Origin of the sequence: Wolbachia endosymbiont (group B) of Eucosma cana (assembly GCF_947250645.1) — a bacterium.
Taxonomy (GTDB): Bacteria; Pseudomonadota; Alphaproteobacteria; order Rickettsiales; family Anaplasmataceae; genus Wolbachia.
Genome location: NZ_OX366334.1, coordinates 65,054 through 81,862, shown reverse-complemented (window position 1 = coordinate 81,862; position 16,809 = coordinate 65,054). Strand labels below are relative to the sequence as shown.

Sequence of the window (16,809 nt, the reverse complement as noted above, 5' to 3'; positions counted from 1 at the left end):
TTAATAGGATAATATATTAAGGATATTTATTATGAGCATATTAAGTAAAAAATCATTATTAAAAACAGCTATTGTAATGTTGTTATTAATTTGTGTGTCAAGTGCATCTTTTGCTTTTGAAAAAAGTGCAAGCAACAGTGAGAATGAGCATAAAAATGAAAAAAAACAGGAGTGTTATGTAGGTTTGACCGTAGGTCAAAAACTTCATCCTTTTCATGACTTAGTGAACAAATTATTCAGTGCCTCTGCTGGTTGTAAACTTGAAGATTTTATACAAATTCTCATTGTTGTGGAGTCAAATAGGAAACAGAGCAGAGTTGTTTAATTGTAGAAGTAGCAAGAGAGGTAAGAAATTTGCATAAAGTGCTCTCAAGCAAAGCAATAGTACTGTATATTTTATTGCGCAAAATGTTCTGTTTTATATATAACCAAAGCCTCTCAACAGGATTAAGTTCAGGTGAATATGGAGGTAGGTATATAATCTCAATGTTTTTAGGTACCTTTAAATTTTTTGACTTATGCCAACTAGCACAGTCCATAACAAGAACAGCTTCTCTTGTCCCTAGATATTGCAACATTTGCTCAAGAAATATATTCATGCAATCAGTGTTAACATTTGGTGCAAATAAGCTAAAACTCTCTCCATTTTTAGGATTAACTGCACTGTAGAGATAAAAATTATGCCTACCTAACTTTATTTTAACCCGAGTTCTAGTACCTTTTTTAAACCATCCATGCCCAACTTTCGAATGTGTGCCAAACCTTGATTCATCAAAGAAAAATAGCTCTTTTTCAGGATACTTTCCAATAACTTCATTGAGATTTTTTTTTGAATTCCTCTTGTTTACTTTTATCTTGTACGTTGTGTACTGGTCTTGGTGTAATATATGAAAATTTCATCTTTTGCATATGGCGGTGTACTGTAGATTTGCTAATATTTAAGTCGAACTTTTCCTGTATTCTTATTCTCATTTCTTTAATGGTAATATTAGGGTTTTCTTCTATCCATGCTTCAATTTGCTGTAGTTGAGCCTGATTTAATTTAGTTTTTCTTCGGCGTGATCGAGGAGCAAACAGTTTTTCTTCTCTGCCAAATTTCAAGAGTTTTATCCACGAAGTTAGTGCCTTTCTTGAAATGCAATATATTTTTGCTACAGACGTTATACTGTACTTTTTTGCTGCAATTACAGCGTTTAGTTTTTTTGAAACATATGCATTATTCCTTACTTTCTTCAGCATCTCTTTTGCTGATTTTACTACTTCTTCATCCAATAATTTTGATCTGAGTGCCATTTATACCTAAACTATTTCACTTATTTCATTATGGCTTTTCTTCCATTATTGTCTATCTGTTTCCCGTGTAACGGGAATTGGTATTAGTTTCACTTACTTGCCCTTTTGGACTTTCGGTTTGTTTCTCTTTTGTGAATATTCTCTGATAGTCAGTGTAGCCTCTATTAGTGTCACCGATATCGCCATCACCTTGATCAAAAGTTATTTTTTTACTTCCATTTCCCATATCCTCAATTTCAACTTGAGGAGAAACAGATGATAGGAAATCGTTATAACTGTAGTTATAATCAGCAGAAAAGAATATTTTTCCTTTGAAGTTATGGAAATTATTAGATAACATTCCAATTTCTTCATCAGTATCACCATCAAATAGTTTTACTTTAGTGAAATATCTTTGATTGTTGATTCTCACTATTTCACCACTCGAGTTTCTTTGTATCTGATAATCATTTGGATCATGTTTAATGGTAAAAAGTTTACCAGAGGCATATTTTTCTAAGTTTATAAGGCCCACATTTATATGTTTATGAGAATAATCTCTCTTTTCATATTCATGTGCAAATACTGGGTCAATATATTTGTATTCGTCTGGTATGCTACTATATTCTCTTCCTTCAGAATCAGATGGTGCTAATTTATATTGTCCATCTTTTTCCACCAATTTTAGGTGAGTAACATTGCCTGGCAATTGAAACCTTATGTTTTTTCCATGATCATGAATGAACAAGTTACTTTCATTTATAACTTCACCTCTTTCATTTTTTATCTCTTCAGTAATATAGAAACCCATATTTTTGAATGCATGTAGATTTTCGCCTCCTTGCTTTACAACCGCTTCGTATACATCGTCGTCTGTTCTATCAGTCCCTTTATCATCCAATAATGTTCCTTTTTCTACGATTACGCCGCTTTCTCTTTGCTCATCAGAATATTGAGCATGCTTTGAATCCTGATGATTTAGAATTTTGGTCCCTCTAAGAAGCAGAGAATCTAAATCTTTTTGAATGTGTCCAGTGCTAGGATGCAACAATTCATTTTCATGTAAATGTGCTTCATCAAAGTATTCATCACGTTCAACTGTTCTACCGTCTATTAAAGAAGCTTTATAATGACCATTTTCTTTTGTAATAGCCATATAAGCACCACCGTCATATTGAGTATTCAAGTTGTGCAATATGTCCTCAAAAACAAAAGTTTCTTTAGTTTGACCTTCAACTTGCTTAAAAAAGCCCGATTCGCTCGACAACTCTCCAAGCTTTGTATTCCCATCATATATAGATAGTGCACCCATATCTCCGTGACCAAGAGCTTGCATAGAAAAAAACTTGCCTTCTTGTAGATCAATATGATTTGTACCTCTTATCAAGTTTGGATCGATATTAACCATCTCTTCTAACATCTTTTCTACGTCAATGTTCTGAGTTTCTTTTACTTGTTTCAAGCCAGCGTTTATGGTTTTATCAAGCAAATCATCTTTCAGTTGTGTATATTTGTCCTGTGTAGCATTATATAATCTCTTATCTTCATTATGATAATTAGTGCTGGCTGAATTGCATTTTTCTACAAATTTCTCATAAGAGATCTCTCCTCTTTTGTATTGTTCGTATGCATCATGACGCTGTGTTTCTTCCTGTTCACACAGGCTTTTCAACACATCATTATATTTTATATCCTTCTGCTTATCTAAGTCTTCTTTCCCATCATAGTAAGATTTTCTAAGATCTTCACCATGTTTTGATAATATCCTCAAAGCTTGCATTTTATACTCTTGACTATTTTGATATTCATTACCTTGTTGATCAGAGTAAGTCAGCTTAACCTGCCCATCAGTAGTTTTTACTACCTTTAAAAAATGATATTCCTTTGATATATCGAGGTTATCATTTGTTGCCCTATTAATAGCACGAGCAACATCATAAAATGCAACATGTTCTACAGGAGAAAAACTTCCAACGTTTTCTCCATCTATCTTTTCTATATTTGCTTTATAGTAGGATATGTTTTTAATTTCTCCACCCACTATTTCTTGACCAGTTGCTATAAAATCTCCTTTTGTAACTTGCAAAGCGTTGAGATGTTCCATTGCAGTTTCTGTATCATTCTCAGCAAGCCAACTTTTGAAGTCAGCATCATGTCCTTTTATGTCTTTCAAGAAACTTTTTGATTCATCTGAGTTACCTTGACGTAAAGCATCTAGGTAGTCTCTTAATAAACTAGGATCTTTTTCCTGTAAGTACATTATCAACGCATGACCAGTTTTATACACTAAACTGTTTTCTTCACCATTGGCTGAGTATTGTAAATTTAAAATTCCACCTAGATCCAAATTTGCGGCTTCAGTTTTATCAATGCTTGACCCTTGAGCATTGAACTTGTGATCTGAATGATGTTCAAAGTAATCTGCAATTCCCTCCATTAATACTGTAGGTAGAGATTTTCCTCCTGTAGCCAAGTAAGTTAAACCATGTGCAAATTCATGCTGAAGGTTATGAACGCCACCTTGCTGATAGACATACATCTCAGCAAAAACATCAGCTTCTCCTTTGTAGTAACATTTACCACCCTCATCTCCAAGGTAATACCAATTCCCGTTACACGGGAAACAGATAGACAATAATGGAAGAAAAGCCATAATGAAATAAGTGAAATAGTTTAGGTATAAATGGCACTCAGATCAAAATTATTGGATGAAGAAGTAGTAAAATCAGCAAAAGAGATGCTGAAGAAAGTAAGGAATAATGCATATGTTTCAAAAAAACTAAACGCTGTAATTGCAGCAAAAAAGTACAGTATAACGTCTGTAGCAAAAATATATTGCATTTCAAGAAAGGCACTAACTTCGTGGATAAAACTCTTGAAATTTGGCAGAGAAGAAAAACTGTTTGCTCCTCGATCACGCCGAAGAAAAACTAAATTAAATCAGGCTCAACTACAGCAAATTGAAGCATGGATAGAAGAAAACCCTAATATTACCATTAAAGAAATGAGAATAAGAATACAGGAAAAGTTCGACTTAAATATTAGCAAATCTACAGTACACCGCCATATGCAAAAGATGAAATTTTCATATATTACACCAAGACCAGTACACAACGTACAAGATAAAAGTAAACAAGAGGAATTCAAAAAAAAATCTCAATGAAGTTATTGGAAAGTATCCTGAAAAAGAGCTATTTTTCTTTGATGAATCAAGGTTTGGCACACATTCGAAAGTTGGGCATGGATGGTTTAAAAAAGGTACTAGAACTCGGGTTAAAATAAAGTTAGGTAGGCATAATTTTTATCTCTACAGTGCAGTTAATCCTAAAAATGGAGAGAGTTTTAGCTTATTTGCACCAAATGTTAACACTGATTGCATGAATATATTTCTTGAGCAAATGTTGCAATATCTAGGGACAAGAGAAGCTGTTCTTGTTATGGACTGTGCTAGTTGGCATAAGTCAAAAAATTTAAAGGTACCTAAAAACATTGAGATTATATACCTACCTCCATATTCACCTGAACTTAATCCTGTTGAGAGGCTTTGGTTATATATAAAACAGAACATTTTGCGCAATAAAATATACAGTACTATTGCTTTGCTTGAGAGCACTTTATGCAAATTTCTTACCTCTCTTGCTACTTCTACAATTAAACAACTCTGCTCTGTTTCCTATTTGACTCCACAACAATGAGAATTGGTATTAGTATTGAGATTGAGAGTATGACTCCAACGAGTGGAAACGAAGGCATCCCCACTCTTATGCTAATGACAAATGGTTACTATCACTTTAATAATAGCAGTCTTTTTACTCCATACATTGGTTTTGGTGTAGGATTAGCCCAATTAAGCCAATTCATCAATTTTGACACGAAAGATGATTTCATAAAAGCTTATCAGGGAAAGTTTGGTTTAAGCTATCGTTCAAGTAGTTCAACTGAGATATCTTTTGGTTACAGATTTCTTGGTTTGCTAAATAATACTCCTAAGGTAAAGCAGCTTCAAGATTATGATAGATATCATTCTCATTCTCATATAGTAGAAATTGGATTCAGGTTTTATATCTAGTTCATTGAGTGGTAGGTACCTACCACTTAAAAACTTACTTTTATTAAAAGATTGACTTGTTTTATTACTAGTATAGCATACCAAAGATATTTATTATTAGTATAAATATCACTACTAAAAACAGCTATTTCAATGTTGTTATTAATCTGTGTGTCAAGCACATCTTTTTCTTACAAAAACAGTGAGAGCAACGGTAAGGATAAAGATAAAAAAGCAGAACATTTTTATACGAGTGTAAATCTAGGTGTGGTAAAATCGGCGTTACTTAATACAGAAAAAGGATAGGAGAACTCTAATAAAGAAGGTTTTTTATTAGCAGTGCTATTGGCCATAGAGTTGAAAACGTGGGTACAGAATTTGAGATTCTTGATATATCTTCAACGAAAAGAATAGAATTTAGTAATTCTTCTTATATTATTAATGATTTTTAATAATGAAAGCGATTTTATCCCATAAGTTGGAAATTGGCAAAAGGTTTATTACAGGGTAAAGAAAGAAATTAAGATGTCTGACCAAGAGAATATAATAAATGAGTTGCTGATTAATTCATGGAAAGGGTTTAGGAAGGCCGCTATTTGATCTAGAACTGCATCTATAAGTCAGCAAAATAGGTAATAGTGTAGATTTAGCTCAAGGTATATATGTTTTCCAGTTAACTTCTACAGCATTTCAAGGTATAGTTTTTTATAATCAAAGTATTTATGAAGACTATTTTAGCTATTGAAACAAGCTGCGATGAAACTGCAGTTGCAATTGTAAATAGCAACAAGCAAGTTCTTGCTCACGAAATTCTTTCTCAGGCAGAGCATAAAAAGCGCGGTGGAGTGATTCCCGAAATAGCATCACGTGCTCATATGAAGCATTTAAGTGGTTTAATAAAAAGTGCTATGGAAAAATATAACCTTAGTTTTTGTGATTTGGATGCAATTGCAGCGACATCAGGACCAGGACTCATAGGTGGATTAATAGTTGGTACAATGATGGCTAAAGCAATTGCGCATGTAGCACAAAAACCGTTTATTGCAGTCAATCACTTAGAAGCACATGCGTTAGTTGTTAGGCTACTATATGAAGTTAAATTTCCGTTTTTAGTCCTACTGATATCAGGTGGCCATTGTCAATTTTTAATTGCACAGGATGTAGGTAAATACATCAAACTTGGAGAAACGCTTGATGACTCATTAGGAGAAGCATTTGACAAAGTCGCTAAGATGCTGGGTCTAAGCTATCCAGGAGGTCCATTGATTGAAAAATTAGCTAAAAAAGGTGATGGTATGAGATTTAAACTGCCAAGGGCGATGACAAAACGCTCCGGATGTGACTTTTCGTTTTCTGGAATTAAAACAGCAGTAAAAAACTTAATACGAGAACTTGTAATGAATGAACAGGATGTATGTGATATGTGTGCCTCATTTCAAGAGTGTGTCAGCGACATACTACTTGATAGAGTCAAAAATGCAATTACTATTGCTTCATCCTTAAATATTAAAATTAATGATTTTGTAATTACTGGTGGAGTTGCAGCAAATAATTTCCTGAAAGAGAGATTAAAAAAGCACATAGACTTGAACGTGCTTTCTCCTCCAAGCAATTTATGTACAGACAATGCAGTGATGGTTGGATGGACAGGAATTGAAAGGTTACAGAGAAACTATGTAGACTCTCTTGACTTTGCACCAAGGCCAAAGTGGGAATTAGAAAATATTACTGGCACAAAAAATTATCTACTATATAATGCGGCCGCTGGTGAATTTTTGTAGGCTTGAAAATTATAGTGGAAAGCCTTATTCACTACCAGCATTACTATTTATGAGGTACAGTATGTTCAAAAATACAGTTACTAGTGTTTTCAAAGCTAAATCTAGTACAAGCGCAAAGACACTCAGTTCAGGTTTATTTGCTGCGGGAACCATTGGTATGGCCAGAGCAATTAGTAAGATTGACCTCTCTTCATTACAAGGCAATTCAGAAGATAAAGTCAATAAGCAAGACCTAATAATCATATATGATTATATTAATAAAGTAACTCAAGAAGAAAACTATAATATATGTACTAATAATCTTGATTGTATAAAAAGCAGGATTTTAGCAGAAAATATAAGTAATTCATTAGCTGAAAAATTTCGTCAAGATGGATGGAATATAACAAGTGATGATGGTTCTTCGCTATTAACAGTGGCTATTGAAAGAATCGGGAAAGAACAAAAGAAAAATAGGAATTATGATATTCATGTTAAAATAGCTGTATCTCTAATCCTTGGTATGGACAGAGAATTGATTATAAAATTGGAGAATTTTGCAGATAGTAATGATAAAACACTTCTACATTATTTAGCTGAGTTGGATAAAGAAGATATTTTACGTTTTGTGATAGAAAATTCTAATTTTGACATTGAAGAAGCATTAAGGAATAAAGATAGAGATGGCAAAACACCACTACACTATGCGGCTAAATCTGGCAATAAAGAATGCTTGAAAATTCTCATAGAAAATGAAGCAGATTTTAGTTGCACTACCAATAATAAAACTGAGTTACACTATGCTGCCAGAAGCGGAAGTCCTAACCTCCTAGAATATTTAAAAGAAATATTGACAGCAAAAGGAATTTTTGATAGGGAGAAAATTAAAACAGATAAATATGGAAATAACGCATTACACTATGCTGTGCAATCTGGAAATGCTGAGTGCATAAAATTCTTCATTTATAATCAAGTACAATTTTTAAAAAATAAATATAATGAGAATCCTTTTCATAAGATTGCAGGTAACTCAGAAACTCAAGAAAATGCCATAAATTTTCTTATAGAGCATCTAAAATTTTTAGGTAGACTAAAAAGTGAAATTAATCAAGAAAATGTAGATGGTAACACCCCATTGCATATAACTGCAAAACATGGAAATAAACAGCTAATAGAATTGTTTATTCAATCAGGTGCAAAAATTGTTCAGAATAAACAAGGTAACACCCCCTTACATATTGCTATTATACATGGTAATACATATTGTATAGAGCTATTTTATGAAAATATAGGAAATAGCATACTTCAATCCAAAGGTGAGTATGGAAGAGATCTTGTACATTTAGCTGCAATGTACGGGAAGTATGATTGTCTAACATTTTTACTCAATAAATTTCCTGATTACGATTTAAGCACAGAAACACGCAAAGGAAATATGGCCCTACACTTAGCTCTATCGAGTAATACAGAAACAGAACTAAGAAAAAAATGTGTGAGTCTATTAATAGACAGAAGCATGCAAGTAAATAAGAGTAATAATGAAGGAAACACCCCTTTACATTTTGCTGCCCAACTTGATTTATCGTTTTTAAGCATGATAGAAAAAAAGTTGGAAGAGAGGAAATTTGACGTTTACCAAGAGGTTTTGCGTGAGAATAGCAACGGTGACACCGTCTTTCATATGGCAGCACGTGTTGGTAATAAATCATGCCTTGAGTACCTTTTTACAAAAGAGAGAGTGGAAGAAATATTAAGTAAGAAAAATAAGGATGAACAAACTTTACTACACTTATCTATCCTCAGTGGAAGAGTAGAATGCATTAAGTATTTGGTAGAAAAAAGCCCAATTGGTATTTTTCCAGAACAAAATACACAAAAAAAGTTGTTATTTGCAGCTGTTTTGAGCAGCAATAAGGAATGTCTTGAATTTGTAGCAAAAGAACTTGTAGATAAAAAGGTGGCTGCTAGCATCAAAGTGTTATGTGATGAAAACAACAATACATTGTTACACATGGCTGCTCTTGCCGATGGCGTAGTATGTTCTCAGTATATTATTGAAAGCGTTTCTAAATCAACTATTAGAAAACTCTTTAACACAAACAATCATAAACTTACACCTTTACACTTAGCTGCCATGACCCTTAATGCTGAAGTAATAGAATATTTTATAACAGATAATTATCACTATACTGAGAAAATGTTAAATGTTGTATCTAAATCTGACAGAACACCATTACACTATCTTGTAATGCATGATAATGATTTTGAAAGAATCTTAGATGAGGATTTTAAGCAAGGTCAATTTTTGAAAAAGTTGGTTTTAGAAAAGCGTAAACAAAATGAGCACTTAAGGGAAAAAGCTATTAAAGCCTTATTATACCTAACAACCATCAACAGAGGGCAAATTATAAATAAGAAAATAAATTTTGACATAAAAGATAATAAAGGAAAAACATTTTTAAAATATGCTATTGAATATAAAAATATAAGTATCTTGAAGTTATTTTTAGATCCTTTTTATGAAATACGGGAAAACCTCAAAAGGGAATATGATAAACTTGAGCTAGAATATCAAGAAAAAAGCCGAAAGATTTTAGAATTCATTACCATGGTCATGTTAGCATCAAATTTTATTAGTTATTTTTGCATTCCCAATAATCAGCAGTCAGAATCTGCAATAAAAAAAACTTTTGACTATATTGTCATGTTCTATTCTATCCTATCACTTACATTTATGTTATCCAACCTCATGATTGGCAATAAAAAAGAACCTATTAAACGTAAGATAGAAAGCTATACTGAAAAAATAAACAGCATTGAAGAGGTCACAGGAAAGTTAGCCAAGACAATAGTAGAAGTTCATAATTCAGAAGGATACAACGCAATATTGGAACAACTAGCAAAGAATTCAGAAGACATTTTACAAGTGAAAAGTATGCTTGACAAGCTTATGCATGCAGTTAGCTTAGAGAGTAGAGACAAACTCAATATTTCTTCTCAGAAAATGAATAGGCGTGGTAGTACAGTGTTAGCAGAAAGAAGAAGTTCTTCTTTTCTGGGCAATTTAGGAGAAAAGCTTGATCAGTATGTAAGACGCACCAGTAGAGTACAAGATACAATGGACAAGTTAGATAATGAATCATGTTTTATAACTATAAATGAGCATTCAGAAAGTAACCCAAAAGCTCCGAAAAACAAATTCAAGAATGTTGCAATCAAGCTAAAAATAGGCAATATCTTTAGTAAGAAAAAAGAAGATCTTATCGCTTCATCAAGCTTATCAGAAGGTGCTAATCACGAGAATATTACAAAAATGAATGAAGAAAACTGTGGGTTGATAAAACGATTTGGTGATACCAATGGGTATTCAATATTTTCGACTCCTTTTAATCCAAGCAGTTCAACCTCAAGAGAAGAGTGTGGTAACAATCATAGTGCAGCGCGTCATGTGAGTTATGGTAGTGCAAATAATCCTGTGAGTGATAAGGAAGTTAGTAAATCTCCATCTCTAATACTTTCTAACTTTGAGGAGGGGATTACTGTTGACTGTTTTAAATTCGAAAGATAGACCAAGGGTATATACAAATCCATCTTGTGTGAGAAAAAGAGCAATTACAGCTAGATCATTGGAATATGTAATACTTCCTGATCATATAGCAAGAGGAAAATAGATGCAGATTGTAGTCACTGACTCTGATAGCATCAATTTTTAGATTTAAGTATTGAGTAGTAATACCAATTCTCATTGTTGTGGAGTCAAATAGGAAACAGAGCAGAGTTGTTTAATTGTAGAAGTAGCAAGAGAGGTAAGAAATTTGCATAAAGTGCTCTCAAGCAAAGCAATAGTACTGTATATTTTATTGCGCAAAATGTTCTGTTTTATATATAACCAAAGCCTCTCAACAGGATTAAGTTCAGGTGAATATGGAGGTAGGTATATAATCTCAATGTTTTTAGGTACCTTTAAATTTTTTGACTTATGCCAACTAGCACAGTCCATAACAAGAACAGCTTCTCTTGTCCCTAGATATTGCAACATTTGCTCAAGAAATATATTCATGCAATCAGTGTTAACATTTGGTGCAAATAAGCTAAAACTCTCTCCATTTTTAGGATTAACTGCACTGTAGAGATAAAAATTATGCCTACCTAACTTTATTTTAACCCGAGTTCTAGTACCTTTTTTAAACCATCCATGCCCAACTTTCGAATGTGTGCCAAACCTTGATTCATCAAAGAAAAATAGCTCTTTTTCAGGATACTTTCCAATAACTTCATTGAGATTTTTTTTTGAATTCCTCTTGTTTACTTTTATCTTGTACGTTGTGTACTGGTCTTGGTGTAATATATGAAAATTTCATCTTTTGCATATGGCGGTGTACTGTAGATTTGCTAATATTTAAGTCGAACTTTTCCTGTATTCTTATTCTCATTTCTTTAATGGTAATATTAGGGTTTTCTTCTATCCATGCTTCAATTTGCTGTAGTTGAGCCTGATTTAATTTAGTTTTTCTTCGGCGTGATCGAGGAGCAAACAGTTTTTCTTCTCTGCCAAATTTCAAGAGTTTTATCCACGAAGTTAGTGCCTTTCTTGAAATGCAATATATTTTTGCTACAGACGTTATACTGTACTTTTTTGCTGCAATTACAGCGTTTAGTTTTTTTGAAACATATGCATTATTCCTTACTTTCTTCAGCATCTCTTTTGCTGATTTTACTACTTCTTCATCCAATAATTTTGATCTGAGTGCCATTTATACCTAAACTATTTCACTTATTTCATTATGGCTTTTCTTCCATTATTGTCTATCTGTTTCCCGTGTAACGGGAATTGGTATAAGCAGTTGGTAAGGCTATCGCAAGTAAAGAAGGAATATAGATAGCCTTGCTATGAAAAAGTTTATATTCGCATATCATTAATATTTTATTACATTAATGATATGATAAAGCAATAACTGTTAATACTTTTGAAATAAAAACTATATATGGTACATATAATTAAATAAAAGGAAGATTGTGGAAATCACTCCGTCAATAAAAAAGGAATTAAAGCAAAGTATACTATATACTTGTCTAGAGAAGTGCAAGAGTGCGTTTTGGTTCATTTTCTGGTTTAGCTCAGGGATTAATGCGTTAATGTTATTTTTGCCACTTTATACCTCTCAGGTACTTGATCGAGTGATATCGAGCGAGAGTGTGTCAACACTAGTTATGCTGACGATTATTACTTTATCTGCGTTTGCATGTTCTGCAATGCTTGAAACTTGTCGATATTTAGCTATGGCTAAAATTGGTGATTGGATTGATAAAACTGCAACACCAGATCTAATAGTAAGGTCAATCAGGTTAACATCAGTACAAAGCTCAACTTCAAGTGGTGAAGCAATACGAGATCTTGGAGTAATAAAAAATTTCATTACAGGAAATGGTATATTTTCACTGTTCGATACTCCATGGTCGCTAATTTACCTTGTTGTGATCTTTATGATACATACCTCTACAGGGTTTATAGCTATTGCCGGGATCATTATATTAGTTTCAATGGCAGTATGGAATGAACTTGCCACTAAGCGTATATTGCGAGAAACCAATGAAGAAACTATACGCAATATTAATGCTATAGATGTTGCAACAAGAAACGCAGAGGTGGTTGAAGCTATGGGCATGTCAGAATTTATAGTTTCTGATTGGTGTAAACGGAATGATCAAAATCGTGCAATGCAAGTTACAGCGCAGAATCGTTCTAATGTGATTACTGGAATTACTAAGTTTCTACGCTCAACTCTGCAAATATCAGTAATTGGAACAGGCGCATTACTTGCAATTACAGCTCACAAAACTGCCGGTAGTATCATTGCTGCCTCGATTTTGATGGGTAGAGTATTGGCTCCATTTGATGCAGCAGTTCATACTTGGAAATTTTTAAATCAAGCCAGAATGTCATATGAGAGGCTACAAAGACTTATACTAACATCCCCAAAAAGAGAGCAAACTATGGCTCTACCAGAGCCTGAAGGGAAGTTGGAATTTGATAGGGTATTTTTTACTCCTTATGGGAGCAATAAGCCAACAGTAAAAGGAATCTCATTTGTAATAGAACCAGGGGATGTTGTTGGTGTTATTGGTGCAAGTGCTTCTGGTAAGTCGACCATTGCAAAACTAACCGTTGGTGTTTGGAAACCCATATCAGGTGTAGTCAGACTAGATGGCGCTGATGTATATACTTGGAATCGAGAGAACTTTGGTAATTATGTTGGTTACTTACCTCAAGATATTGAGTTATTTAACACGAGCGTTAAAGCTAATATTGCCCGCATGAGACCAGATCCAAATCCTGAAGAAATAATCAAAGCAGCAAAAATTGCAGGAATACATGAATTAATACTGAGCTTACCAAATGGGTATGATACAACAATAGGAGGACCTGGAGGAGTAATACTCTCTGGTGGCCAAAAACAGCTTCTTGGACTTGCAAGGGCTTTCTATGGTAATACTAAGCTTTTAGTGCTTGATGAACCGAATGCTAACTTAGACAGTAATGGAGAGGCGCGCTTGATTAATGCAATCAATGTTGCAAGAGAGCAAAATACTACCACTGTTATCATCACTCATAAGCTACAGCTACTATCTGTAGTCAATACAGTGATCGTCATGTCAGATGGGGTTATTTATGCTATGGGACCAAAAGATGAGATTTTGAGTAGATTAGTTGCTCCATCACCAGATGCCACAGAAGATAAACGTTCTTCAGCAAGTGGTTAAGAAAGAGAGAAGTTGTCACACTTCTCTTTCTCTTATAGAGTACTATATGCACAGTTTATAAAATCTTAAGCAATTGTTATTCGAAAAATCCAATAATGATTAGCCACGGAACCTATTTGCTAATTCTCTCACATTAACCTTAGACATTTCTGATGTAGGCTCTTGTGTATATGAGACATCAGATTTAACGCCTTTTTTGTCATGACCTTTAGTAATAGAACATACTACAGTATCAGCCTTTACATGCTTAACACTTGGATCTGATTGAAACCCATGCTTTCTTTCCATTTGTGCTTCAAGCTTACTGCTATCATGTGTAACCCTACACCTTTCTAGATTACGGTCACGTTTGTCAGGAGCTACATATCCATCTATATCATTACATAAGAACGGGCGCACTTTGAACCTGTCTGAACTAACACCATTTTCAACACTTGCAGAATTATGAGCTTTTCTATTATTGCGCATTTTATCTACAGCTTCCTTTATTTTTTCTTTTGATGGTTTTGGCAGCAGTGCTGGCTTATATGCACATGCTGGTAGTTCTGGAAATGAGTCTTCCTGAGACAGCAAATGACTTTGGTTTCTCTTACTATCTGATTCTTCAATATTCTTTATTGATGTCTTGAAAGAGTTTTCGTTTTTCTTTTTTAGATCTAACTCATTTAATCCGCTTCCAACATTATTTTTTCTTGTTGTAGTGTGAATAACACCTGGAAGTTTCACTTCATACTTAAATTTTTTATCAATGGTATCCATTGACTCATTAGACGAGGAATCTATTTGAAACCTATCGTTTGAAAATTTTGATTTTGCAGCATCAAAAAATATACTACGTTTTTCTATCTTTTTATCAGTCATATTTTACCTCTAAACCTATCAATTAATAAAAGTATAAATTAAGAGGTATTAATTTTATTATAATAATAAAGGCTCAAGAAGCATCACCGTAGGGTTTTCTATATAGTACTTAAAGGCATTTAAAAATTTTGCTCCGAGTGCTCCATCAACTGCTCTGTGGTCAACAGAGAGAGTAACTGTCATTATCTCTGCTATCTCTATTTTTTCACCTATGACAACCGGCTGTTTTTTAGATTCACCAACAGCCATAATGCAAGATTGCGGTGGATTGATTATAGCGCTGAAAGTTTTTATACCAAACATGCCTAAGTTGGAGATAGTAAATCCTCCTCCTTGAAATTCTTCAGGCTTTAGTTTTCCAGATCTTGCCCTACTTACTAAATCTTTCACTTCTTTTGATATAGATAAAACACTTTTTTCATCAGCATTTTTTACTATAGGAGTAATCAGTCCATCCTCAAGCGCTACAGCAATTGAGATATCTATATTTGAGTATCTTACTATTTTAGTATCTATCCACGATGAGTTTATATCAGGAAATTTTTTCATGCTGAAAGCCACAGCTTTTATAATTAAGTCATTAATTGTTACTTTATTGTTTTCATTTGCTGAATTAACCTCATTTTTGAGCGATATTAGCTTATCAACGTGGCAGTCTACAGTTAAATAAAAGTGTGGAATATTTTGCTTAGATTCAACTAGGCGCTGCGCTATCACTTGGCGCATATTGCTTACTTCAACTGTTGTATTTTCCTCAAATCTCTCATAGCTTTTAGTTTGATCTAAAAATTCTAATACATCAGCTTTGATGACACGACCATATGGACCTGTACCTTTTAATCGCTTTATATCAACACCTTCATTTTGAGCTATTTTTTTAGCTAAGGGGCTTACTTTTATTCTATTTTCTATTGCTCTATCCTCTTTTTTAGATCCCAGTGTCACACACTGGGATGACATTGAAGAGCTAGATGAAATCGAAGGGTTGGATGATACTGAAAAATCGGCTTCAACCTCCTTCTCAACCTTGGTATTGACGGCAGAAGCTAAATCAAGTGCGCTTTTATCTTCCCCTTCCTCTAACATTAGAGCTATCAGTTGATTTACAGGTACGCCACTTGTTCCTTCCGACACTAAAATTTTTGCTAAAACTCCTTCATCGACAGATTCAAACTCCATTATGGCTTTATCAGTCTCAATTTCAGCGATTACATCACCTATTTCAACTTTATCTTGTTCTTTTTTACACCACTTTACAATTTTTCCTCCAGTTTTACTCATTGTTGGGGAAAGAGCAGGCATCAATATTTCTATAGGCATTTATTCTGCATTAAAAGATCTATTTAATTTTTAATTTACTCTTTACCCTATGTCAATCTAATCGTAAATTATGATACTTATATCATCCTAGTACGTGATGCTGGAATCTTGGTTGACTACTGTTATCCTACTATTTCTATTGCTTAGTCCTAGACAAAGTACAAATAGTAAGATCATCATGAAAATAGACGAACCTATTATAATGGAAATAGAAAAATGTAGTGCTTACTATCCTCTCACAAACATATAGCTTGGGTACAGAAAAATTTATATGAGGGAGCTGGTTAAATTGATAAAAGATCAGAATTAACAGTAGTTTCCGAATCTTCTGTAGCAGGCTCTTCATGTGAAGCAGAGGATACACTAACTTCTTTATCCTCTGTCCTCTGTATAGAACTACCATAAAAACTCCTTAACATCTCTTCAGCAGATGAATTTAAAATCTGTATAATAGACTTTTCACTTTGTTCTTTCATCGATTGATCCATTCTAGAAATCAACTCGGAAAATTCACTACCTTCTTTTCTAGCTTCACTTTCTATCTTATTTTTTATGCTTTCTATATTACTTTGGTTAATTTCTTCTTTCGTTATGTTAAATGAATTAGCAATACCTTGATACTTAATCTCACAATCGCCACAACCAATTATACACAGAGCGACAGATCTAGATATTTCACTTGCAGCCCAATTGTGTATAGTGTAAGCCAAGTAATTGTCATGGTATTTTATATCAAGCTGTTCCTCTATAAACTCAGAAATTTTCTTTTTTAAAGACATAAAGTAC

13 protein-coding genes are annotated in these 16,809 nt (G+C 33.5%); 7 read left to right on the top strand and 6 right to left on the bottom strand.

All coding sequences use genetic code 11. From position 1 onward, the window contains the following. Nucleotides 1–31: 31 nt before the first annotated feature. The gene (locus OOK99_RS00420) at nt 32–325 is read left to right on the top strand and encodes a hypothetical protein (protein ID WP_264719846.1); all 294 of its coding nucleotides are present in this window, start codon (nt 32–34) and stop codon (nt 323–325) included. Here OOK99_RS00420 and OOK99_RS00415 read toward each other — a convergent pair. Continuing rightward, nucleotides 282–1,293 (bottom strand): IS630 family transposase gene (locus tag OOK99_RS00415; RefSeq protein ID WP_264719384.1). Its coding sequence is split into 2 segments (ribosomal slippage): nt 282–830 and nt 832–1,293, totalling 1,011 coding nucleotides; the frame shifts between segments, so codons are not numbered across the junction. The genes OOK99_RS00420 and OOK99_RS00415 overlap by 44 nt on opposite strands. A 52-nt stretch (nt 1,294–1,345) precedes the next feature. Then, nucleotides 1,346–3,925: a peptidase M2 gene (locus tag OOK99_RS00410; RefSeq protein WP_264719618.1), complete on the bottom strand. Its 2,580-nt coding sequence runs from the start codon at nt 3,923–3,925 to the stop codon at nt 1,346–1,348. A 30-nt stretch (nt 3,926–3,955) separates the two neighbouring features. On the opposite strand from OOK99_RS00410, the gene OOK99_RS00405 reads away from it, so the two are divergent. The 5 genes from OOK99_RS00405 (at nt 3,956) to OOK99_RS00385 (ending at nt 10,648) form a co-directional block, all read left to right on the top strand. Beyond that, nucleotides 3,956–4,967 (top strand): IS630 family transposase gene (locus OOK99_RS00405; RefSeq protein WP_264719384.1). Its coding sequence is split into 2 segments (ribosomal slippage): nt 3,956–4,417 and nt 4,419–4,967, totalling 1,011 coding nucleotides; the frame shifts between segments, so codons are not numbered across the junction. Next, nucleotides 4,964–5,341, top strand: coding sequence for a P44/Msp2 family outer membrane protein (locus tag OOK99_RS00400; RefSeq protein WP_264719845.1), 378 nt, complete (start codon nt 4,964–4,966; stop codon nt 5,339–5,341). Before OOK99_RS00405 ends, OOK99_RS00400 begins: the two co-directional genes overlap by 4 nt. A 132-nt stretch (nt 5,342–5,473) precedes the next feature. Beyond that, nucleotides 5,474–5,626, top strand: coding sequence for a hypothetical protein (locus OOK99_RS00395; protein ID WP_264719844.1), 153 nt, complete (start codon nt 5,474–5,476; stop codon nt 5,624–5,626). A gap of 416 nt (nt 5,627–6,042) precedes the next feature. Next, on the top strand, nt 6,043–7,101 hold the full coding sequence (gene tsaD, locus OOK99_RS00390) for a tRNA (adenosine(37)-N6)-threonylcarbamoyltransferase complex transferase subunit TsaD (protein ID WP_264719843.1): 1,059 nt from the start codon (nt 6,043–6,045) through the stop codon (nt 7,099–7,101). A gap of 61 nt (nt 7,102–7,162) precedes the next feature. After that, entirely contained in the window at nt 7,163–10,648 is a 3,486-nt protein-coding gene (locus tag OOK99_RS00385) for an ankyrin repeat domain-containing protein (RefSeq protein WP_264719842.1), read from the top strand. A gap of 174 nt (nt 10,649–10,822) precedes the next feature. Here OOK99_RS00385 and OOK99_RS00380 read toward each other — a convergent pair. Beyond that, a protein-coding gene (locus OOK99_RS00380; protein WP_264719384.1) for an IS630 family transposase occupies nt 10,823–11,834 on the bottom strand; the annotation gives its coding sequence in 2 pieces (ribosomal slippage) (nt 10,823–11,371 and nt 11,373–11,834; 1,011 coding nt in all). A gap of 262 nt (nt 11,835–12,096) precedes the next feature. On the opposite strand from OOK99_RS00380, the gene OOK99_RS00375 reads away from it, so the two are divergent. Next, nucleotides 12,097–13,842, top strand: a complete 1,746-nt coding sequence (locus OOK99_RS00375) for a type I secretion system permease/ATPase (RefSeq protein ID WP_015588031.1) — start codon at nt 12,097–12,099, stop codon at nt 13,840–13,842. 99 nt (nt 13,843–13,941) lie between these two features. Here the strand turns inward: OOK99_RS00375 and OOK99_RS00370 are convergent, their stop codons facing one another. The 3 genes from OOK99_RS00370 to OOK99_RS00360 form a co-directional block, all read right to left on the bottom strand. Next, complete coding sequence (locus OOK99_RS00370; RefSeq protein ID WP_264336290.1) at nt 13,942–14,703, bottom strand: hypothetical protein; 762 nt, start codon at nt 14,701–14,703, stop codon at nt 13,942–13,944. 57 nt (nt 14,704–14,760) lie between these two features. Then, on the bottom strand, nt 14,761–16,023 hold the full coding sequence (locus OOK99_RS00365) for a pyruvate dehydrogenase complex dihydrolipoamide acetyltransferase (protein WP_264336289.1): 1,263 nt from the start codon (nt 16,021–16,023) through the stop codon (nt 14,761–14,763). Nucleotides 16,024–16,307: 284 nt separating this feature from the next. Further along, on the bottom strand, nt 16,308–16,802 hold the full coding sequence (locus tag OOK99_RS00360; RefSeq protein ID WP_264336288.1) for a WBM0748 family T4SS-associated protein: 495 nt from the start codon (nt 16,800–16,802) through the stop codon (nt 16,308–16,310). Nucleotides 16,803–16,809 lie beyond the last annotated feature (7 nt).